Annotated in this window: 19 protein-coding genes and 1 pseudogene; 11 read left to right on the top strand and 9 right to left on the bottom strand. The window is 64.6% G+C overall.

The window, feature by feature from the left end; translation table 11 throughout:
• Positions 1-430: 430 nt before the first annotated feature.
• On the top strand, positions 431-2,374 hold the full coding sequence (locus G3N99_RS01985; protein WP_174982608.1) for a putative Ig domain-containing protein: 1,944 nt from the start codon (positions 431-433) through the stop codon (positions 2,372-2,374).
• A gap of 154 nt (positions 2,375-2,528) precedes the next feature.
• Here G3N99_RS01985 and G3N99_RS01980 read toward each other — a convergent pair whose 3' ends face one another.
• Complete coding sequence (locus G3N99_RS01980) at positions 2,529-3,509, bottom strand: YafY family protein (protein WP_174939233.1); 981 nt, start codon at positions 3,507-3,509, stop codon at positions 2,529-2,531.
• Between the two features lie 123 nt (positions 3,510-3,632).
• Here G3N99_RS01980 and G3N99_RS01975 point away from each other — a divergent pair, with 123 nt between their 5' ends.
• Complete coding sequence (locus tag G3N99_RS01975) at positions 3,633-4,295, top strand: glutathione S-transferase family protein (protein ID WP_174939235.1); 663 nt, start codon at positions 3,633-3,635, stop codon at positions 4,293-4,295.
• Between the two features lie 74 nt (positions 4,296-4,369).
• Here G3N99_RS01975 and G3N99_RS01970 read toward each other — a convergent pair.
• Positions 4,370-4,498 (bottom strand): annotated as a pseudogene (locus G3N99_RS01970) (alpha/beta hydrolase); the annotation flags it as partial.
• A 235-nt stretch (positions 4,499-4,733) separates the two neighbouring features.
• On the opposite strand from G3N99_RS01970, the gene G3N99_RS01965 reads away from it, so the two are divergent.
• From G3N99_RS01965 to G3N99_RS01955, 3 genes are all read left to right on the top strand, one after another.
• The gene (locus tag G3N99_RS01965; RefSeq protein WP_206121503.1) at positions 4,734-5,651 is read left to right on the top strand and encodes an acetoacetate decarboxylase family protein; all 918 of its coding nucleotides are present in this window, start codon (positions 4,734-4,736) and stop codon (positions 5,649-5,651) included.
• Between the two features lie 42 nt (positions 5,652-5,693).
• Positions 5,694-6,938: a saccharopine dehydrogenase NADP-binding domain-containing protein gene (locus G3N99_RS01960; RefSeq protein WP_206121502.1), complete on the top strand. Its 1,245-nt coding sequence runs from the start codon at positions 5,694-5,696 to the stop codon at positions 6,936-6,938.
• Between the two features lie 128 nt (positions 6,939-7,066).
• A complete protein-coding gene (locus G3N99_RS01955; RefSeq protein WP_206121517.1) occupies positions 7,067-7,558 on the top strand; it encodes a MerR family transcriptional regulator in 492 nt (163 codons plus the stop codon).
• A 21-nt stretch (positions 7,559-7,579) separates the two neighbouring features.
• On the opposite strand, the gene G3N99_RS01950 is transcribed toward G3N99_RS01955, so the two are convergent.
• Positions 7,580-8,263 carry a type 1 glutamine amidotransferase domain-containing protein gene (locus G3N99_RS01950; RefSeq protein WP_206121501.1) on the bottom strand — a complete coding sequence of 228 codons (684 nt, stop codon included), beginning with the start codon at positions 8,261-8,263 and terminating at the stop codon, positions 7,580-7,582.
• Positions 8,264-8,395: 132 nt separating this feature from the next.
• Positions 8,396-9,049: a TetR/AcrR family transcriptional regulator gene (locus G3N99_RS01945; RefSeq protein ID WP_174933806.1), complete on the bottom strand. Its 654-nt coding sequence runs from the start codon at positions 9,047-9,049 to the stop codon at positions 8,396-8,398.
• Positions 9,050-9,148: 99 nt separating this feature from the next.
• Between G3N99_RS01945 and G3N99_RS01940 the strand changes: the two genes are divergently transcribed.
• Entirely contained in the window at positions 9,149-10,624 is a 1,476-nt protein-coding gene (locus tag G3N99_RS01940) for a coniferyl aldehyde dehydrogenase (protein ID WP_174982622.1), read from the top strand.
• A 116-nt stretch (positions 10,625-10,740) separates the two neighbouring features.
• On the opposite strand, the gene G3N99_RS01935 is transcribed toward G3N99_RS01940, so the two are convergent.
• Positions 10,741-11,619 (bottom strand): LysR substrate-binding domain-containing protein, encoded by an 879-nt coding sequence (locus G3N99_RS01935; protein ID WP_206121500.1) that lies wholly within the window; start codon positions 11,617-11,619, stop codon positions 10,741-10,743.
• 132 nt (positions 11,620-11,751) lie between these two features.
• Here G3N99_RS01935 and G3N99_RS01930 point away from each other — a divergent pair, with 132 nt between their 5' ends.
• Complete coding sequence (locus G3N99_RS01930) at positions 11,752-12,384, top strand: NAD(P)H-dependent oxidoreductase (protein ID WP_206121499.1); 633 nt, start codon at positions 11,752-11,754, stop codon at positions 12,382-12,384.
• A gap of 86 nt (positions 12,385-12,470) precedes the next feature.
• Here the strand turns inward: G3N99_RS01930 and G3N99_RS01925 are convergent, their stop codons facing one another.
• Positions 12,471-13,088, bottom strand: a complete 618-nt coding sequence (locus tag G3N99_RS01925) for a LysE family transporter (RefSeq protein WP_174933514.1) — start codon at positions 13,086-13,088, stop codon at positions 12,471-12,473.
• Positions 13,089-13,155: 67 nt separating this feature from the next.
• On the opposite strand from G3N99_RS01925, the gene G3N99_RS01920 reads away from it, so the two are divergent.
• Positions 13,156-14,076, top strand: a complete 921-nt coding sequence (locus G3N99_RS01920; RefSeq protein WP_206121498.1) for a LysR family transcriptional regulator — start codon at positions 13,156-13,158, stop codon at positions 14,074-14,076.
• 129 nt (positions 14,077-14,205) lie between these two features.
• Here G3N99_RS01920 and G3N99_RS01915 read toward each other — a convergent pair whose 3' ends face one another.
• Positions 14,206-15,078 carry a LysR family transcriptional regulator gene (locus tag G3N99_RS01915; RefSeq protein WP_206121497.1) on the bottom strand — a complete coding sequence of 291 codons (873 nt, stop codon included), beginning with the start codon at positions 15,076-15,078 and terminating at the stop codon, positions 14,206-14,208.
• A gap of 96 nt (positions 15,079-15,174) precedes the next feature.
• Between G3N99_RS01915 and G3N99_RS01910 the strand changes: the two genes are divergently transcribed.
• Positions 15,175-16,599, top strand: coding sequence for an MFS transporter (locus G3N99_RS01910; RefSeq protein WP_206121496.1), 1,425 nt, complete (start codon positions 15,175-15,177; stop codon positions 16,597-16,599).
• Between the two features lie 169 nt (positions 16,600-16,768).
• Here G3N99_RS01910 and G3N99_RS01905 read toward each other — a convergent pair whose 3' ends face one another.
• On the bottom strand, positions 16,769-17,293 hold the full coding sequence (locus G3N99_RS01905) for a TetR/AcrR family transcriptional regulator (protein WP_346778457.1): 525 nt from the start codon (positions 17,291-17,293) through the stop codon (positions 16,769-16,771).
• A 255-nt stretch (positions 17,294-17,548) separates the two neighbouring features.
• Between G3N99_RS01905 and G3N99_RS01900 the strand changes: the two genes are divergently transcribed.
• Together G3N99_RS01900 and G3N99_RS01895 are read left to right on the top strand one after the other, a co-directional pair.
• The gene (locus G3N99_RS01900; RefSeq protein ID WP_346778456.1) at positions 17,549-18,262 is read left to right on the top strand and encodes a hypothetical protein; all 714 of its coding nucleotides are present in this window, start codon (positions 17,549-17,551) and stop codon (positions 18,260-18,262) included.
• A gap of 377 nt (positions 18,263-18,639) precedes the next feature.
• Entirely contained in the window at positions 18,640-19,722 is a 1,083-nt protein-coding gene (locus G3N99_RS01895) for a porin (RefSeq protein ID WP_174939315.1), read from the top strand.
• 204 nt (positions 19,723-19,926) lie between these two features.
• Here the strand turns inward: G3N99_RS01895 and fahA are convergent, their stop codons facing one another.
• Positions 19,927-21,249: a fumarylacetoacetase gene (gene fahA / locus G3N99_RS01890; protein WP_206121493.1), complete on the bottom strand. Its 1,323-nt coding sequence runs from the start codon at positions 21,247-21,249 to the stop codon at positions 19,927-19,929.
• Positions 21,250-21,255 lie beyond the last annotated feature (6 nt).

The following is a 21,255-nucleotide window of genomic DNA, read 5'->3' as shown; positions in this document are numbered from 1 at the left end:
GGCGGGTGGGTGCAGGGATTTCCCTGCGGCGGAAGTGGCCTGACTGCGGTGTGAGCTTTCGTTGTACGGAATTGACCGATCGACTGAGCAGCAGGTGGATTCTGCATCCAGGTCTTTGCACCAACCAGGCGGCTTGCGTGAACGATCGCCGGGCCTGGCGGCGGTCGATCCCGTTCGGGATGCCGGCCGCGGGATGCCGCGTTTATGTTCGTCGACGAGGGGACGATTCTTGGTGAGCGGGCATCCCGCCGTTTGACATTTATTGAAGAAATCTTCTTGAAAATATCTGGTAATCTTCGTCGGCATTTCGTCAAAATTGCGTGTCCTGAAGAGAGGCTGCATCGGTTGCTTCCGGTGCGAAAAACAGTTTCAATTCATCTGTAAAACTAAATAAATGAGAGCGTGCGTTCATTCGCGGGGGAGCAGGGTCATGATTCGAATCGGACGAAAACTTTGGCCGGCATGCGGGCTGGTGCTTGCCGTATCGCTGACGGGGTGTGGTGGTGGCGACGGGTCCGGCGACCAGAACGTGTCGCGTACAACGGACAGTGCAGTCGTTTCCCCGGCCGGTCTTTCCTACCTCATGCCGGTCGCCGTATATCGAGTCGGTGAAAGCATCACGCCGAATACCCCGTCCAGTAGTGGTAGCGCGATTACCATATACAGCATATCGCCGGCGCTACCAGCCGGACTTGTACAAGATCCGCGCACTGGCGTCATCAGCGGTGTACCGTCCACGGTTGCGTCGAGCGAAATTTACACGGTGACGGGAAACAACGCTCAGGGAAGTGTCACGGCGCGGATGCAGATAGAGGTGAAGCCGCTTACCGTTGCTCCCGCAGCCATTGCCTACGGGAACGAAGCGATCATCCTCACCGCCGGTAAAGCCGTCACGGGCATCGTCCCCGTCACATCTGGCGGCGGGGCGGCGCAATTCACGATATCGCCGCCATTGCCGAGCGGGCTCGCACTTGATCCGGCGACCGGCGCAATCGTGGGAACGCCAACGGCAGCCACCGGCCCGGCTTCTTACCGGGTGACCGGCAGCAACAGCGCAGGCAACGCAACGACACAGTTCACGCTCGAAGTGCGAGAGGCAGTGGTCCCGCCATTGCATCTCGAGTATGCAAACCAGACCGTGACTTATAAAGTTGGCCAGGTGATTGCGCCGAATGTGCCGAAGTCGGCGGGCGGCAGCATTACGCAGTACGCGGTATCCCCGGCATTGCCTGAAGGGTTGAGTCTGAACGCGCAGACGGGCGCGATCGGCGGGACACCGACCCGTGCTCAAGGCCCGATGACATTCCTGATTTCGGGAAGCAACGGCGCGGGCACGATACAGGCACAACTGAATATTTCGGTGATCTTGGCGACGAGTGGTGAATGGGTGCCTGGCGGCAGCATGTTCGAGGCGCGGGCCTGGCATACGGCAACGTTGCTATCCAGCGGTGAAGTTCTGGTGGCGGGTGGAGTGGGTACGGGCGGGCTGGTTGACATGGCCGAGCGATACAACCCGGTAAACGGCGCATGGGCGCTTGCAGGAAAAATGCAGACCTCACGCACCGAACACACGGCAACCAGGCTGGCGAATGGCAAGGTGCTGGTGGCCGGTGGGACCACGACAAGGACGGCGGAATTGTACGATCCGTCAACCGGTACGTGGACCCCTGTCGGCCACATGAAGCGTGGGCGAAGTAAGGCGACATCGACACTGTTGCCGGACGGCAGGGTCCTGGTGGTTGGCGGCATCGAGATAGGCGATTTCGGCACCTACGTTGCCGAGGCCGAGTTGTTCGATCCAGTCAGCGGGACGTGGACGACCACCGGCAGTCTGAATGTCGCGCGGGCGCATCACATCGCAACGTTGCTGCCCGGCGGAAAAGTGCTGGTGGCGGGCGGGGGCAGTCCGGCCGGCATCACGGCGACGGCCGAGCTATACGATGTACGCAGTGGCACGTGGACCCTTGCTCGCGATATGAATGTCAAGCGATCCAGCCCGACCGCGGCGATGCTGCCGAATGGCAAGGTACTGGTGGCAGGCGGAACGAGTGCTTCGCTTACTGCTGAGCAGTATGATCCGGTGACCGGGGCCTGGACACTGACGGGGCCGATGGTCATGCCGCGTGTTGAAGCTCAAGCCACCGGGCTGCCGGATGGGCGTGTCGTCGTGACGGGCAACTACGACGCCAGTTACAGCGGGAATGGTACGTCGGCGGAGATTTTTGATCCGGCCACCGGGAACTGGGCTGCGATTGCGAATATGAGCGATCCACGATCGATGCATGCGGCCACGTTGTTGACCGATGGATCGGTGCTGGTCACCGGCAGTTACCATCACACGAGACTCTACGCGTCATCCGAACGATTCCGTTGATGCCGGATGCAAGCTGCGAGTCAATCAAGCAGCTACCGTTCTTGCCGGGTTGTCGGCGTATGTGCTCGGCTGGTTCCGACGCATCGCCGATAACTGCCCGGTCGCTCGTGGGAACGCACCGTGCGACGACTGCGTTGCAGCGAAAGCCCGCGCTTCAATCGTCGCTTGCTCGATAAAGCGCCTGCATCTGCGACAACGCTTCGAAGAATTGATCCTTGAGCGCTTGCGGCCCGAGGATTTTCACGTGTGCGCCGTACCCCAGCAGTTTCCGTGCGCCGTGCTCGATGGATTCGATCGGCATCAGGAACACCTTCCATCCCGGCGGTACCTCCGCGCTGCCGGTATCCTGCGACGCCGGCTCGGCCTTGACCCGCGCGTTGGCCAGCCAGGTCTCGCCGCGCGGCGACACGGCGATATGGGCAGTTAGCCGATTGAGGTCGGTTTCGTACCGGCTCATCGCGTCGCGCCAGTGCGTCGCGAGGTCGAATCGCGCGGGACGCTTGAAGCGGCGGCGCGTTGCGTCGAGTTCGAGGATATTCGCGAGCCGGAACGTGAGTGCGCCTGGCTTGCCGACCACTTTGGCAATCAGGTACCAGGCGCCGCCCTTGAGCACCAGGCCGAGCGGTTCGAGTTCGCGGCGGGACACGCTGCTCCAGCTCTGATACTTCACGTCGATACGATACGAACCCCACACCGCATCGGCGACTTCACGCAGGAATGCCGGCGTTTCCTGCGCCCGGTACCAATCCACGGTGTCGACGTGCAGCCGGCTGGCGACGCGATCGGCGTGCTCGCGTGAGCCGGGCGGCAGGCTGGCGATCATCTTCAGCCGCGCGGAAGTCGCCATACCGTCGAGGCCGAGTTCTCTCGCCGGCCCCGGCAAGCCCGCCAGAATCAGCGCATGCGCTTCTTGCTCGGTGAGCCCGGTGAGATCGGTACGCCAGCCGTCGCTCAACTGAAAGCCGCCGTTGCGGCCGCGATCGCCCCAGATCGGCACGCCGGCCGTGGAAAGCTGGTCGATGTCGCGCAGGATCGTGCGCTCGGATACTTCCAATGCTTCGGCGAGCGCCGGGGCGGTCATCCGGCCGCGCGCTTGCAGCATCATCATGATCGACAACAGGCGGCTCGCTTTCATGAGCGACACGTTACCGCAAATACCTGACATGAGGTGTCATGTTTTCGGCCTTATGCTGTGCCGCATTCCTGGTCTGTTTCATCGACGCAGGTTGCGCAGCATGACACCACAGGGGATCAAACGATGAAGATCATTTCCGGGCCGCTGAGCATGTTCGGGGCGAAGGTCGAGATTGCGGCGCACGAGAAGGGCATCGACTTCGAGCTGGTGATGGTGCCGTTCAGCCAGCAGCGCGGCTACGATCCCAGACATCCGGATGTGTTGCGCATCAACCCGAAGCGGCAGGTGCCGGTGCTGATCGACGGCGATCTGGAGCTGTTCGATTCCACGCAGATCTTCGAGTATCTCGAGGATCTGAAGCCTGATCCCGCGCTATGGCCGGCGCATCCGGCGGCGCGCGCGATCGCGCGTCAGCTCGAACACTGTAGCGACGAGATCTATTTTCCTCACGTCGTCCGGCTGATGGGGCTGGAGGGGACACCGGACGATCCGGCGGCACAGGCTGCGCGCGCCGAAGCGGCCCACTACTATCGGCGCATGGAGCGCGTGCTTGCGGATCGCGCGTTTCTGGCCGGAACGTATTCCTACGCCGACATCGCGTTCTACATGGCGCAGTTGTTCGGCGCGCGCAAGGGCGCACCGATGACGGACGAAACCCCCTGCCTGCTCGCGTGGCGTGAACGGATGACCGCACGTCCGGCGGTGCGCAAAGTCGCCGGTGCGATGGCCGGCTATCTTGCATCGATCGGGGAAGCGGTTCCCGATTTCCTTCGCGAGATCGACTAGCTGCGTTCGAGAGCGGGCAGGAGACGGCCTTCAGCCGCAGGGGCAACGGAAGGCCGCAGTGGCATTGTCGGCGTTCAGCCGCGGATGAACGCGAGCAGATCGGCGTTGATCGTCTCGGCATTGGACGTGGGCATGCCATGCGGGAAGCCCGCATACGTCTTCAACGTGCTGTTCCTCGCCAGCTTTGCCGACAGGAGACCGGTTGCGCAATCCGGGCGAGGTGTCGCCACCCGGCAAGGGCCGCCGCACGACCGTCAAATGATCCGACGCCGGCTTGGCGAGCGCCTGCCGCTCGCCCGGACGCAATCCGACGTGCCCCTCTACTCGGGGCCTTGACCTTAAAGTTGACTTAAATCTTAGAGTGCTTGCTGACGGCGGTGAGTCAGCGGGCATCGGGTGTTGCCTGCCACGGTCGATCATCGACGAGAGGCGACGAACATGGACAGGCGGTTTACACAGGTCGAATTCGGTCCACACAAGATTGACGTGCCGGAAGGCGGGTACTACGACCGGTTTCGGATGAACCCTGACCTCGACGAGGTGGCGCGCGATCCCGCGGCGGGGAACATCGATTTTTTCCGTCGGATTCCGAAGCGTCAGGTTGCGTCGAGGGTCGGCCCGACCTGGGCGCCGAATTTCTACTACCGTTCCAGCAGCATTCAGCTGCTGTTCCTTGCGCCGCTCGAACGCCTGCGGACTACGCTGCCGGTGCCGCTCGAGCCGCTGCGCGCGCTCCCCGGGTACGGGCTGGTCGCGCTGACCTTCTTCTCGTATTCGGTGTGCGACAACGATCCGTATGACGAAGTGTCGGTCGCGGTGGTGATCCGGCGGCCCGGCGCGACGGGGTCGCACGCGCTCGAACTGATCGACTCGATGCGGCGCCGGAGCTTCTTCGCGCACGTGCTGGCGCTGCCGGTCACCACGGAAATCGCGCGGGTGCGGGGCGTGCACGGCTATCAGCTGCCCAAGTGGCTCGCCGACATCGACGTGAACCTCGGCGCCACCGCCAGCGCCGGCATTTCAGGCCCGGGCGGCCGGCCGGACCTGAGCCTGAGCGTGCCGATGCCCGAGCTGACCGACGTCGCGTCGCAGTCGCACATGGGCACGTCGACGATGATCAATCGCATCGACGGCGAATGGCACCAGACATTAGTGCAGACGAATGCGCTATCGTTCGCCCAGCGCCTGCTGCCGCGCAACGTCGAGCTCGTGCGGCACGGCGGTCCGTTGAGCCAGCTGCTCGACGGGCTGGGCGCGTCCACCATCCTGCGTCTCGACGTGGTGAAGGACGCGCAACTGGTGCTGAACCTGCCGACCCCGTTGAAGGCCTTCGATGAACCCGGAAAGCAACACTGACGCCACGCAACGCCGCGGCACGCCCGCGCGAAGGAATCGCCCATGACCCGGCCGACCCACGATCTCGTCGTATTTGGCGCCACCAGTTTCGTCGGGCAGATTCTTGCCCGCTACCTGTCCGAGTACCTGTCGGGCTCCGGAGAGACGCTGCGCTGGGCCATCGCCGGCCGCTCCGAAGCCAAGCTCAGGCAGGTACGGGATTCGCTGGGCGCGGCCGGGCAGTCGGTGCCGATCATCGTTGCCGACGCGGCCGACGAAGCGCAGCTTCGCGCGCTCTGCGCGCAGACGCGGGTGGTCGTGTCCACCGTCGGCCCCTACGCGCTTTACGGGGAACCGCTGGTCAGGGTCTGCGCGGAAACCGGCACCGACTACTGCGACCTCACGGGCGAGACACAGTGGATCAAGCGGATGATCGACAAGTACGAGCCCGCGGCTAGGCAATCCGGCGCGCGCATCGTCCATTGCTGCGGCTTCGATTCGGTGCCGTCGGACATGGGCGTGTTCTTCCTGCAGCAGCAGGCGCGGCAGCAGTGGGGCGTGCCGGCCGCGCAGGTGAAGATGCGGGTGAAAACGCTGAAGGGCGGCGCGTCGGGCGGCACGGTGGCGAGCGTGATCAACGTCGTCCGGGAAGCGGCAGCCGATCCCGCGTTGCGCCGGGAACTGCTCGATCCTTATTCGCTGTGCCCGAAGGGGCATGGCTTCACGATGCGCCAGCATGCGGTGCGATCCGCCGCATTCGATCGCGATTTCGATGCGTGGATCGCCCCCTTCGTGATGGCGGCGGTGAACGAGCGGGTCGTGCATCGCTCCAATGCGCTTGCCGGCAACGCGTACGGCAGCCGCTTCACGTATGACGAAGCAGTGATGACGGGCACGGGCCTCAAGGGCCGCCTGACCGCGGTGACGATGGTGGCCGGCCTTGGCGCGTTCATGGTGGGTGTCCTCGTCAAGCCGGTGCGCAGCCTGATGGAGCGCTTCCTGCTGCCGAAGCCCGGCGAGGGGCCGAGCCCCGCGGCGCAGCTGGCCGGCCGCTACGATCTGCGCTTCTTCGGCCGTACCGACGACGGAAAGACCTTGCGCGTGAAAGTCACCGGGGACCGCGATCCGGGCTACGGCTCCACCGGCAAGATGCTCGGCCAGGCCGCGATCAGTCTCGCTCTGGATTGCGCGGGCGACGGCGTCAAGACAGGCCGCGGCGGCGGCTTCTGGACGCCCGCGACGATGTTCGACGCGCGCTACATCGAGCGGCTGGTGCGCCATGCGGGGCTGCGTTTCGAGGTGATTTGAGCGCGCGCCCTCCGCTCGCCATTCGACAGGAAGCCGATAAAGATCGGATTGCGAATCAACATCGGGAGACAGCTGACAATCACGACGGGGCTGATGGCCGGACCGATCCGGCCAGGGAGTATCGGAACATGAAGATCGGGGAACTGGCGGAACGCACCGGCCTGACTCCTTCGCGCATCCGCTTTTACGAACGCATCGGTCTGTTGACGCTCGTCGAACGCGCAGCGAACGGCTATCGCACGTATCCGCAGGAAGCGGTGACGGTGCTCGATCTGATCACGGCCGCGCAGAAGGCGGATTTCAGTCTCGACGAGATTCGCACGATGATGCCGGCCGACCTCGCGCAGTGGCCCTGCGATGCGTTGCTGGATGCACTCTGCCGCAAGGTGCAGGACATCGAGGCGCTGGAGGCGCGGCTCGCGCGAAGCAAGGCGCAGGTCATGTCGCTGATCGCCGAGATCGCCGCGAAGCCGGAGTCGGTCGATTGTGCAACCCATGCGAAGCGATTGCTGTCGCGGATTCCGCCGGGGAATGCAGTGGAGGGTGGTGGCGGTGAGGTGACGACCGCCGCCGCCGTCGATCGTGATGACGCGGTTGTGCGCCGGTCGACCCGCGCTTAGGCGGCGCGCCGGCGCATCACATTACAGCAACGCGACGACCTGTTCCGCGGTCGCCTTCGCCGATTGCGGATTCTGGCCGGTCACGAGTCGGCCGTCGACGACGACGTTCGACGTGAACGGCAGCAGCGCCTTCTCGTAGCGCGCGCCACGCTCCTGCATCTGCTGCTCGACGTTGTAGGGCACCTTCTTCGCGACGCCGGCCAGGATTTCCTCCACCCACGAGTAGCCGGTGATCCGGCGTCCGGCAACCAGCAGCGAGCCGTCCGACAGCGTCGTGTTCAGCAGCCCGCAGTAGCCGTGACAGACCGACGACACGATGCCGCCCCGCTCGTAGATCTCGCGCGTGAGCCGCTGCAGCCCCGCATCGTCCGGGTAGTCCCACATCACTGCATGGCCGCCGGTGAAGTAGATCGCATCGAAATCGGCCGGATCGATCTCGTCGGGGCGCGCGGTGTGGGCCAGCAGCGCCGCGTTGGCCTGGTCGGCGCGCCACGCTTTCGCGGCGGCGTCGGCATGCGGCCATTTGAGCGAGCGCGGTTCCAGCGGCGACTCGCCGCCCTTGGGGCTCACGAGCCGCTGCTCATAGCCTTTCGTCGCGAAGATGTGATGGGCGTGGGTCAGCTCGGACAGCCACAGGCCGGTCGGTTGCGACGGATCGGCGTAATGCGCGACGTTGCTGACCACGTGAAGGATGCGCTTGCTCATGATGCGGTTTCCCTTTCATCGGCCACGGGCGGGCGTCCGCGACGCACCGCCGGATTGTCGGATGGCAGTCCCCATACCCATGACCTCGATACGCTGCCGAGGCAAACCATAACCTTTAAGCAAAGTTGAAGGTCAAGGCCTTTTCGTTTTCGCTGCCCGCGCAGGGGCCGCAGGCAGCACGAGGCCGTCCAGCAAGGTGGTCAGTGCATCTTCGATCGCGTGATCGCCGACCTTCTCGCGCACCAGCCGCCCGTCGATCGCCAGCATCGTCAGGCCATGCAGATGCGCCCAGCAGGCGGTCGCCTGGCCAAGCGCCGGGCGCGGACGGATCGTGCCGGCGCGCTGGCCGTGTTCCAGGATGTCGACGACCAGCAGGAACGGCGCCTGCACGCGCGGATCGAGATGGATGTCCGTGGGCTCCCCGGCATCCGCGGCAAACATCAGTCGATAGAGATCCGGGTTGCGCTGGCCGAACGCGAGATGGGCGTAAGCGAGCGCGAGCAGCACGTCCGGTGCGTCCGCCGCGGGATCGACGGACGCGGCGAGGTCTTCGTGCAGCCGATCGAAGCCGATCAGCGCGAGCTCGTGCAGCAACGCGGCCTTGTCCGGGAAATGCCGGTAGGGCGCCGAGTGGCTGACGTTCGCGCGCCGCGCGATTTCGCGCAGCGTGAACTGCCAGCCCTGTTGCTCCTGCAGCGTGTCGAGCGCCGTTTCGATGATCGCGCGACGCAGATCCCCGTGGTGATAAGCCTTTTGCCCGGCGTCCGCATCCACATCCGACGACATCGCGTTGCTCCTATGTTGACAGGGAACACATTGTGGTCCTATGATCCGCCGCATGCAAGTTGACAGTGTCTACATCGACACAACCTCGTGAGGTGCACCATGGCCGTTTCCGCAGAATCCAGCTCGAGCTTCGACCCGGCGGTGTTGCTGTCCCGCCAGCGCAACGCGTTCGTCAGCGAGGGGCCGCCGAGCGTGCAGCAGCGCAAGGCCCGGCTCGCGCGGCTGCGCGCCGTGGTGCTCGCGTATCGCCGCGAAGTGGAGGAGGCGATCAGCGCCGATTTCGGGCATCGTTCGCGACACGAGACCGCGATCATGGAACTGGTCGGCGTGGTCCAGGCGATCGACTACCTGACGCGCAACCTGCGCCGCTTCACGAAGCCGCAGCGCCGGCACGTCGGGCTCCTTTATCGGGCCGGGCAGGCGCACATCGAATACCAGCCGCTGGGTGTGATCGGCGTGATGGCGCCGTGGAATTACCCGTTCGCGCTCACGCTCATTCCGCTGGCCACCGCGCTGGCCGCGGGCAACCGCGCGATGCTCAAGCCGTCGGAACTGACGCCGCGCACCAGCGAAGTGATGCGCCGGATGCTCGCGGAAACCTTCCCGAGCGAAGAAGTCGCGGTCGTGCTTGGCGGCCCGGAAGTCGGCGCCGCCTTCAGCGGCTTGCCGTTCGACCATCTGCTGTTTACCGGCAGCACGCAGGTGGGCCGCAAGGTCATGAAGGCGGCCAGCGACAATCTGGTGCCGGTGACACTCGAACTCGGCGGCAAGAGCCCGGCGATCGTCGCGAGAGGGCACGTCGATGGCCGGACGATGTCCAGCATCGTGTTCGGCAAGCTGTCGAACGCCGGGCAGACCTGCGTCGCGCCCGACTATGCGCTCGTGCATGAAGACGACCTCGACGCGTTCGTTGCGCAATACGATGCGGCCGTCGCGCGCTTCTACCCGGACGGGCCGACCAGCCCGGATTACACGTCGATCGTCAGCGACCGGCATTTCGATCGCCTGAAAGGTCTCGTCGACGAAGCGCGCAGCAAGGGCGCACGCGTGATCGAGGCGGGCGTGAACCCTCGGCAGGCGGCCACCCGCAAGCGGACGCTCGCGCCCACGCTGATCGTCGGGGCCGGCGAAGATACCACCGTGATGCAGGAAGAAATCTTCGGGCCGATCCTGCCCGTGCGCACGTATCGCACGATCGACGAAGTCGTCGACTACGTGAATGCGCGTCCGCGGCCGCTCGCGCTGTATTACTTCGGCGCGCAGGACAGCGACTGCGAATCGTTGCTGAAGCGCACCACGTCGGGCAACGTCGGCATCAACAACACGCTCCTGCATGTCGCGCAGGAAGACTTGCCGTTCGGCGGCGTCGGTCCGAGCGGGATGGGCGCGTATCACGGCATCGAGGGATTCCGCGCGATGAGCCATGCCAAGGGCGTGTTCGTGCTGGGGCGCTGGAACCTGCCGAGCCTGCTGCGCGCACCGTTCGGCAAGCTCGCGGATCTGTCGCTGGCGGCATTGCTCGGGCGCAGCCGGGAACCGGAGGGTGTACGCGCGGGTTTGAGCGCCAAGCGCTGAGGCCGACGACGCAACGCGACCGGCGCGCGGCTGTTCCGCCAGCAGCGCGCCGTTGTGGTCGAAGGGGAATGCGGTGGTGAGCGCCTGGATCGACCCTCGACCGTGAAGGACGCCCGTTAAGGCCTGCTGCGCGTGCCGGCTCCGTTGCGAATGGCGGTTTCATCGAGAATCGTCGCGGCGAATTCGACGGCGGCCGGCATCTCCGCGTCGTGCATCATCACGAATTCCATTTCCGGCAGCACCGGCAAGCCTTCGGACACGCCCAGCTCGCGGAGCGTATCGTCGATCGCGCTGCGCGGCACCGGCGCGATCGCGATGCCGGCGCGTGCAATCGTCCGGATGCCCGTGACGCTCGGGCTTTCGCAGGCGATGCGATAGCGCATGCCAGCGAGTGCGAGCGCCTTGATGGCAGCGCCCCGGTACGGGCACGGATCGGGGAAGCACGCGAGCGGCACGTCGCCTTCCGGCAGCGGCTCATGGCGCGCGAACGCCCAGACGAGCGGTTCTCGCCACAACGTCGCGCCCTGGCCCATGTGCGCGCACCGGCTGCCGATCACGAGATCGAATTCGCCGTCAGCGTGCCGTCGAAACAGGCTGTCGCCGACGTCGACCGTCAGGTTCAGCCGCAAGCCGCGCCGCGCGACGCCATGGCGGCGCATCACGTCGGGAAGCCAGCCTCCCGCAACCTCCTCCGAGGCGCCGATGCGCAGCGTGACATCGACTGCGTTGCCGGCGCCCAGCCTCGTCCTCGCTTCCTCGCTCAGATTGAGCATCGCGCGCGCGTAGCCGAGCAGCATCTGGCCATGCTCGGTGAGCGATACGCTGCGCGTATTGCGCACGAGCAGCGCCCGGCCGACCTGCTCCTCGAGACGAACGATCTGGGCGCTGACCGCGGATTGGCTGAGGTTCAGCCTGCGACCTGCGCCGGTAAAGCTCCGCACGTCGGCGACGGCGACAAACGTATGAAGCAGCGACGTGTCGAGGGGCGGGGTCATTGATCACCAATCCGGGTTAATTCAATCAATTCATATCGTTTCCGGATTATAGGTCGATCCGATAGGCTGGGAAGTGCAGTGGGCGACCGCGCATCCCGCGCGTCGCCGTCACTTTCGGCAAGGACCGTTTTCATGACACGCGTGCTCTATATCGAAGGCTCACCCAACAAGGACTATTCGGCATCCATCGACGTGTGCAATGCCTTTCTCGACGCGTATAAGCACGCTCATCCCGATCACGAGATACAGAAGCTCGACATCTGGAACCTGGCGATACCCGAATTCGACGAAGCCGCGCTGGCCGCGAAATATGCGGGATTGAGCGGCAAGGCGTTGACGCCGTCTCAGGCGACGGCATGGCAACGGATCGAGCAGCTCGCGGCGCCGTTCCACGAAGCGGACAAGTTGCTGTTCGGCGTGCCGCTGTGGAATTTCAGTATTCCGTACAAACTCAAGCACCTGATCGATGTGATCTCGCAGAAGGACGTGCTGTTCACGTTCGACGGAGCAGGTTTCGCCGGCAAGCTGGCCGGGAAAAAGGCGGCGGTGGTCTACGCGCGCGGGCTCGGTTATCAGTCGCCGGGCTCGTTTACGCCGGCGGCCGAGTTCGATCTTCAGCGCCCGTACATGGAGACCTGGCTCAGGTTCGTGGGCGTGAAGGACGTCACGGGCATCGTCGTCGAGCGCACGTTGTTCGGCCCCGATGGAACGGTCGATCGCAGTCGCGCGATCGACGAAGCCCGCACGATCGCGCGAACGTTCTGACGCTGCCGACCGGAGCATCCGGCGCATCCGGCGCGCCAGCGAAGCGCGCCCGCCGGTTGCATCGGCACGCGGCGCGGTGGCCGGACTCAGCGCCCGCCGCGCGCGATGGCAAGCGCGACGCCGAAGCCCACGAGCAGGCAGCCGAAGGTGCGGTCGATCCAGTGCCGCAGCGCCAGCAGGCGGTCACGGACGGCCGTCGCGGAGAAGCACAGGGCCACCAGGCTGAACCAGCCGGCATGGGCGACCGCGATGAACGCGCCGTAGCCGATCTGCACGATCAACGGCGTGTCGGGCCGCACGGCCTGCATGAACAGGCTGACGATGAACACCGTGGTCTTGGGGTTCAGCGCATTGGTCAGGAAGCCGGTGCGCAGCGCGGCCAGGTCGGACAACGGTGCGACCCGCGTGTCGGGCTGCCCGTTGCCGGCCTTCGTCATGAGCATCTTCACGCCCAGGTAGATCAGGTAGATCGCACCGACCAGCTTGACGGCATTGAACAGCCACAGCGACTGGCGGATCAGCAGGCCGACGCCCAGCAGCGTGTAGCTCACGTGCACGGTCACGCCGAGCCCGATACCGAGCGCGGTGAGCACGCCGGAGCGGCGCGACAGCATCAGGCTGTTGCGCGTGACCATCGCGAAGTCCGGCCCCGGGCTGATCACGGCCAGCAGCGTGATGGTGACTACAACTATCAGTTCGGTCATCGTGTTGTCCTTGCGATTGATGGCTTGATGGCGCAATATTATGGGTCATGTTCGATCGGGAAAAGCGATGATTTCTGACCAGGATGGTGAGTTTGACTCACAATCCGTTCGCGCCAACCTGCCCTCGCTGATGGCGTTGCGCTGCTTCGAGGCGGCGGCGCGTCACGAGAATTTCAGCCGTGCCGCCGACGAGCTGTGCCTGACCCATGGCGCGGTCAGCCGCGCGGTGCGATTGCTCGAGGATGACCTGGGCGTGGCGCTGTTCGAGCGGCGCAGCCGTCGGGTGTTCCTGACCGACGCGGGCCGCAAGCTGGCGCAGGCCGTCCATGACGGGTTGGGGCTGATGCGTCACGCCGCGCAGGAATTGCGCACCGAGGCTGCCCGGGCGCGGCGCTGGGTTCTGTCTTGCGAACCGACGCTGCTGATGCGCTGGCTGATTCCGCGCTGGCCGGATTTTCAGGCGCGGCATGCGGGCGTCGACATTCACCTGGCTGCGGCGGGCGGCCCGTTTTCATTCGACAGCGGCATCGACATGGCGATTCGGCGCAACGACTTTGCGTGGCCAGCGGGCTATCACGCGGAGCGGCTGTTCGCAGAGAAGGTGGGGCCGGTCTGCCGGCCGGATAAGGTCGATGCGTGGTTTTCCGCGCGCCGTGGTGATCGTTCGTTGAAGGCGGGCGTGCCGCAATTGCACACGCGGACACGGCCGGACGCGTGGAAGGAATGGGCGGCGGCGAATCAGCCGGCCGCGGGCGGACGCGGGCAGAGGTTCGACCATTTCTATTTCAGTCTGCAGGCGGCGGTCGCGGGGCTCGGTGTCGCCATCGGGCCGTGGCATCTCGTTCGCGATGATATTGAAAGCGGTGTGCTGGTCGCGCCGATGGGGTTCGTCGAGGATGGCTCGCATTACGCCTTGTTGACACCGGAGCCGGTGGTGGCCGGGAGCGCGCAGGCGGATGTGCTGGGGTGGTTGAGGGCGGTGGTTTGACGGTTCGCGTCAGTGCGCAGAGGGGTGGTTGACGTCGCGCGCCCCCATCGAAGGGGCGTGGTGAAGACGGGCGCAGGTATCGCGATCGGCCGCTGCGCCCGGTATCGCAGGCCCTGGTGATGGCCGTCGCTACGGCCTCGAATCCGGCGCGAAGGTCTTGCCCGTCACGTCCGCGATGAAATCGATGGCCGCGCGAATCGACGGCGAATGCCTGAGATCGGCGTGCACGACCAGCCAGATTTCGCGGGAGTACGGTTCTGCGTCGAACGGCAAGCGCTGCAACCCGGGATCGCCGTCGCCCATGAACACGGGCAGGCCCGCCACGCCGATTCCTGTACGGGCCGCTACCAGCTGTGTCGTGATGTCGCTGACTTCGCACGCGATGCGGCGACCTCGCGCGATCGACTCGAGCCACTTCTGATGCGGCATTTCCGCGAATTGCGCGTCGTAGCAGATGAAAGCCCAATCGTCGGGCGTCGACGCGTGCGCATAGTCGCGACTCGCATAGAGCCCGAAAGCCATCTCGCCCAGCTTGCGCGTCACGTTTTGCGGCTCCTCGGGGCGGAACAGGCGCACGGCGATATCCGCTTCACGACGGGCGAGCGATACGCTTTGCGCCTGACTGGCCATCGACAGCCGAATGCCCGGATGCAGTTGCGCGAATGCATACAGGTGATTTGCGTAGAAATTGTTGGCGAGCACGGGCGGCACGCTGATCGTCACGGTACCGTGCATCGGCAGGTGTTCCGTGAGCGCGAGCCGCTCGATCGCAAACGCGTGCTCCTCCATTTTCCCGGCGAACTCGAGAATCTGCCGGCCGGCGGCGGTCGGCCGGCACGCGCGCGGCAACCTGTCGATCACACGCATCTTCAATTCGGATTCGAGTGCGGCCAGGCGACGGCTGACGGTCGCATGGTCGACATTCAATCGCCTGGCGGCCGCGGACAGACTCCCCGCCTGAGCGATGGCAACGAAGTAACGCAGGTTTTCCCAGTCGAACATCGGTGCATTTTCTCCAGGTAGCTGTGCCGTTTTGCGGAATATTCGCACAGAAGGCGATCCTCTACGCTTCAATCCTCCGAATGCGAAGGATTGCCGATGCAGACATCATCCACACATCACCCGCGGCTGGTTCAAACGGCGGCGTGCCTCGGTTATGCGGTCGTCCTGATCGACGTCAGCGTCGTCAACGTTGCGCTCGATGCGTTACGAACGGCCTTTGGCGCAGCGCTCACCGACCTGCAATGGGTCGTCAACGCGTATGCGCTCGTGTTCGCGGCGACCCTGCTGATGGCGGGTGCCCTCGGCGACCGGCTGGGTGCAAAGCGCGTGTTCATTGCCGGTTACGCGATCTTCACGCTGTCGTCGATCGGCTGCGGCATGGCGCACGCCATGGGCGCGTTGATCGCCTGGCGTCTCGTTCAGGGGATCGGCGCGGCGCTGCTGGTGCCGAACTCGCTGGCCGTGCTGCGTCTCGCGTTCGACGACGCGGCAGCGCGTAGCCGCGCGATCGGCTGGTGGGGCGCCGGCGGCGGCATTGCGCTGGCAGCGGGGCCGTTGGCCGGCGGGCTGCTCATCGCTGCAGTCGGCTGGCGCAGCATTTTCCTGGTCAACGTGCCGGTCGGCATCGCCGGTATCTGGATGACGTGGCGGTTTGCGCCTGACACCAAAGTGCAGGGCGGCCGGAGCCTCGATCTTCCCGCGCAACTGACCGGTGCGTTTGCGCTGGCGGCGCTCACGTTCGCGTCGACCGAGATCAGTGCGCTGGGGTGGCGCAGTCCGGTCATCGTGAGTGCGTTCGTGTCGTGCGTTGCGTTGGGCATCGCGTTCGTCCGGCTGGAAGCACGCAATCCGGACGCGATGCTGCCGGCCGCGTTGTGGCAGGACCGGATCGTCCGCAGTTCGATCGTGATCGGCGCGATCGCGAATCTGGTTTTCTACGGCATCGTCTTTACGTTGAGCCTGCTGTTTCAGTCGGTCTGGCATATGACGCCCGTGCGCACGGGTGTCGCGTTTCTGCCGATGATGGGTGTGCTGATGGTTGTGAGCATCGTTGCCGGGCGACTGACCGGCAGGCTGGGGGCACGTACGCTCGCGACGGCCGGGTTGTCGATTTCCGCGGTCGGTTATCTGGCGATGTGGCCGGCAATCGCGGCGCAATCCAACGGGTTGCTCGCGATCCCGATGCTGCTCGCCGGCAGCGGCATCGCGCTGACGATACCGACCATCACGAATGCCGCGCTCGCGGCGGTGAGCGGTGCGCAGTCCGGTGTGGCGTCGGGGTTGTTGAATACGGCGCGACAGGTGGGCGGCGTGATGGGCGTCGCGTTGTTTGGCTTCTTCGTTCACGACGCAGGGGGCGGGGCGTTTGCTTGCGGGATGGAGCGGGCGTTGATCGTTTCGGTTCTGTTGCTGGCAGTGGGTGCGGTGATGGCGTGGCGGAATCTGGGACAGGCAGCCGAGACGATTTTTCAGGGGCGAGCGGCGAGTACGGCCACGCGCTTTTCCGACGCGGAGCGTTGAGGACCGTGACGGGGTTCGGCGCCGGGGCAGGTTTGGGGCGGTTGAGATCCGCTTCGGCTGGCTTCGGCGTGCCGTGGGCGTTGGGTGAACCTTCGGCAGCCGATTCCCGCTCGCTCGATCTGGATGGCGTGTCGTCAAGCGCTCGCCTGGCCTTTGCGATTCCCGATGCTCAGGCGTCTCGCTCGCGCAGCATCCAGCGCGTCAGTTCTCGAATCTGATCGATCGTGACGCGCTCGTGCAGGATCAGCGTGCGTAGATAAACGGCGCCGATCAGGCAATGAAGCAGGGGCATTGGATCCGCCCCCTGCGGCCATTCGCCCATTTTTGTGGCGCGGTCGAAAATCGGCTGAACCGCCGAAAAGCGGTTCGTCCACAACCTGCGCAGTTCGCCCGCCACGGCCGCATCGTTGTACGTGGCCAGCACGAACTGAATGGCAGACCGGCCCACGCCCGTTCGCAAGTAGCGCGCGGTTGCCGACAGCAGCGCTACGAGATCCCCGTGAAGCGAGCCCCGATCCGGTATCGCGATGTGCTCGGCAAAAAGCTCGAAGGCGGCCTCCATCATCAGCCCTTCCTTGCTCTTCCAGCGGCGATAGATCGAACTCTCATGCACGCCCGCGAGCGCAGCGATGGCGCCGATGTTGAGCCCCTCGAAGCCCGCTGTCTGCAATTGGGCAATCGTGGCGGAGATCACGGCTTCACGGACGCGTGCGCTGCGGCCGCCGAGGCGGCGACGGGGCGACGGCGATTCTGGTTCGGCTGACTTTGGCATGAGCGGATTTTACACATCGTTGCATCGACTGCCCGCGTCGCCACGGCAGTCCGACCACGAGCACGACCCTGAGCGATGGCCGACGGGCATGCGGTAAACACTAACGCAAGTTTACTTGCGTTAGTGGCGCGAGTCGGGAAACATGGCAACTCGTTCACCAGCGCAACGGAGGTTCAAGTGAAAGCAGTGTCGTTTTTCAAGTCGGGTGCAGAGGTGGCCAGCGAGGACATCCTCAGAATGGAGGTTAAAAGGGCGCGTTACATGATGGCCTTGCTCATGGAGAAACTGGGGGCGGACGGCATGGTCAGCCTGTTCGCGAAGGAGATCGCGGAGCACGAATCGAACGAGAAGGATTGGTCGCTGCGCGCGAATGGTCGCTTCAGTTCGTCCGTTGCCGAAGCACACGTCGCGGTGGGGACCAGCGCCGAATTCGTGAGCTGGTTCTGGGAGGGGTATGGCGGGTCGAACAGCCCGGCAATGCTCCGTGCTCACCCCGAGCATCTCGGTGCACTGCCGCTCCCGGACGGGCGTGTCGGCATTCTGGAAGTACCGGGCCATAGCAAGTCGCCGGCCCTCCTGAGGTTCCGCCATCTGGATGACTGGAGTGGTATCCCGATCGAACTGGCGCCCGATATGCCGCATCGCATGATGGGGCGCGTCGAGACACCCGACGGTGTGACCGTCGGTTACTTGCTGCACCAATTCAGGGACACGCTGCCGGGGTTCGATGCGCGGCTGGAGATCTTCTGGCCGTCGACCGCGCCGGAAGAACTCGTTCACGGACACTCGGACCACCTGATGGTCGAGTGGTGCAACTGGTTCGAGCTGTATGCCCTCTCGCGGACGCAAGCCAACGACTTGATGCCGCTGGCGCTTTCCGTGAATACGTAACCACCCCATCGGTTCGCGTACTTCGAGCGGGCAAGTGCGGCGCCGGGCTGCTGGTGCGGGGTATCAAGCAGCAACGGAAGCACGCTGACGCTTCGCCACGTCACCGATGTCGTGAACCGATTGCGGCTGATGCACGTGCGCAATTTGCGATCCGATTCGTTGGCGGCGTCGCAAGCGGCATCGATTCCGGGCCCGGCGCAGCTCAAGCAAAGCCGTCCGTCCGGCGTGCATGCCTGGCAGCACTGAGGAAAGAAGCCGAAGCGGCTATCGGCCCGACTTCATTTGATCGCCATAAGCCGAGCGCCGCATGCAGTCCGATCTTCATTAATTATTTTGTAGTCCTGCATGAATGGAGGAGACATAAAAACGTGAGCAAGATGCAAACAATCCGTCCGATGCTGCTGATCCCTGTCTCGGTCGCCGCATTGGGTCTGCCGTCACAAGCGCATGCGCAAAGTCACGTCACGCTGTACGGTGTCGTGGATTCCGGTGTGATGTACACGAGCCGGTCCTTCGACGCTGGAACGGGTGCCAGTGGCCCGCATCAGGTATCGGCAACGGACGGCGCGATGTCGGGGTCGCTCTTTGGTATCACCGGTGTCGAGGAGTTGGGCGCCGGTACGAAGGCGATCTTTACACTGGAAAGCGGCTTTACGACGAACAATGGGGCGCTGGGCAACTCGAACGGGAATTTCTTCGGACGGCAAGCCTTCGTTGGACTGTCCGGGCGCTACGGTACCGTCAAGGCCGGTCTGCAATACTCGCCGTTCGGGCTCGCGATCGTCGACACGGACGCACGGCATGCGGCGTTCTTCGGAAGTCAGGCCGGCATTTACATGGGCAATTTTTTCGCGACCGGCATTTTCGTCGCGAATGCCGTGTCCTATACGAGCCCGACGATCGCCGGCATACAGGCGAGTGCATTGCTTGCGCTGGGTGGCGATCCGAACGGATTTCAGGCGGGGCGCCAGTATGCGGCTCGCGTCAGGTACGAATGGAAAGACCTGGTCGTGAACGCGGCTCTCTTCAGTGGAAATCCCGGTGGGTCAGCCAGCGTTTCCACTCCCTTTCCATCAACGATCGAATTCAGCGGACGAACGATCGGCGCGAGCTATACGTGGGGCGGCGCGACACTGAAGGGATCGTACACAAGCTACAAGATCGCCGGCTCCTTCAACGAGAAAGTCTACGCTGCGGGTGGCGAATATCTGATCACGCCGTCACTGTCCACTGACCTGGGCGTTTGGTACATGCGGGACAGCAACGACTCGGCGAACCATTCGTTGCTGGCGTCTGCCGGGCTGCACTACTTTCTGTCGAAGCGTACGACCTTGTATGGCTCCGCCGCATGCGTGAACAACCACGGGTTGATGCACACCGGATTCACGGTGAATGGCGCGCTGTACGAGCCAACCGGCAGCAGTGTGGGCGTCGTCGCTGGTGTTCGTCACCTCTTCTAGCGCATCCGAAAAACACATGCCGTGAAATCGCCGCCAGCAAAAAGCGCTGGCGGCGATTTCACGAATGCGTCCTGGCTATTGGGGGGCGGCGTTCAAGCACGGTGTGCGGACGCCGCGAGTCGATCGACGGGGCGCTTCAACGCGCGAGGACCACACTCATGATCCTCGCGTTGTCTCAGGGGGCGATTGCGAAATGACTTGCGGTCATTGCGCGCTTTCCGCGGACGATACCGGCAATACGGTTCCATGGTTGGTGCCGAAACCGATTCGTGCAAAACCATCGCGTTCGCACCAGCCCCGGAAAATGACGGTATCGCCGTCGTCGAGGAAAGTGCGGCTTTCGCCATTGCCGATATCGACGGGTTGCGTGCCGCCGGCCGTGAGTTCGATCAACGCACCGGCTTCGCCCGACGACGGGCCCGAGATGGTGCCGCTTCCCAGCAGGTCGCCAGGCTGGAGGTTGCAGCCGCCCATCGTGTGGTGCGCGATCATCTGCCCCAACGTCCAGTATTGATGCCGGAAACTGGTGTGCGTCAACGTGCGCGGCTGGCGTCCTTGCGCGTGCTGGCGCGCGCTGAGGATCGACGCCTCGAGCTGGATGTCGAACGCACCGGCCGCGCTGTTGTTGTCGGAGGACAGGTAATCGAGCGGCTGCGGGCGTTCGGCGACGCGTGACCAGGTGGTGCGGTACGGCAGCAATGCTTCGAGGGTGACCAGCCAGGGCGATATCGTCGTCGCGAAATTCTTCGCGAGGAATGGCCCGAGCGGCTGCATTTCCCACGACTGGATGTCGCGCGCGGACCAGTCGTTCAGCAGGCAGAGCCCGAAAATATGCCGTTGAGCATCACGCAGCGGGATGGAATGACCGCGCGGATTGCCGACCCCCATCACCGCGCCCAGTTCCAGCTCGTAGTCGAGCCGGCGACAGGCGTCGTGAACGGGCGGGGCGGACGGATCCGGGCGGTATTGTCCCATTGGCCGGTGGACCTGTTGACCGCTGACCCCGATCGACGACACGCGGCCATGATAGGCGATGGGCAACCAGTCGAAATTCGGGCTGATCGCCATGCCGAGCGGGCGGCTGCAGTTCACCGCATGATCGAGCGAGGTGTAGAAGTCGGTGTAGTCGCCGATACGCACGGGCACGGTGTACTCGGCTTCCGCTTGCGATACCAGCGTCTTCCGTACGGCCGGCTCATGTGGACTGCCGGCCCGCAGCAGGTCGAAGAGTGCATGGCGCAGTGCCTGCCAGGCAGTCGGCCCCATCTCGAGCAGCGCATTCAGTGTGGTTGCCTCGGCCGCTCGCACGGCGTCGAGTGCCAGGCCGTCCATGCAGCCCGCCTGCCGTAACGCAGCGAGGTCGACGATCTGGTCGCCGATCGCGATCCCGCCGCGCCAGGTTTCATCGCGACCCCGGCGGCGAAACACGCCGAGCGGCAAATTCTGCAACGGAAAGTCGGTCCCCGCCACGTTGGCCGCTTCCAGCCAACTGCGTTGCGTGGCGTCATGTGTGTGATTCAGTTCCATTGAGGC

The organism is Burkholderia sp. Ac-20392 (assembly GCF_017104585.1).
Lineage (GTDB): Bacteria > Pseudomonadota > Gammaproteobacteria > Burkholderiales > Burkholderiaceae > Burkholderia > Burkholderia lata.
The sequence above is the reverse complement of the archived record's forward strand: the minus strand, read 5'-3'. Positions and strand labels throughout refer to the sequence as shown.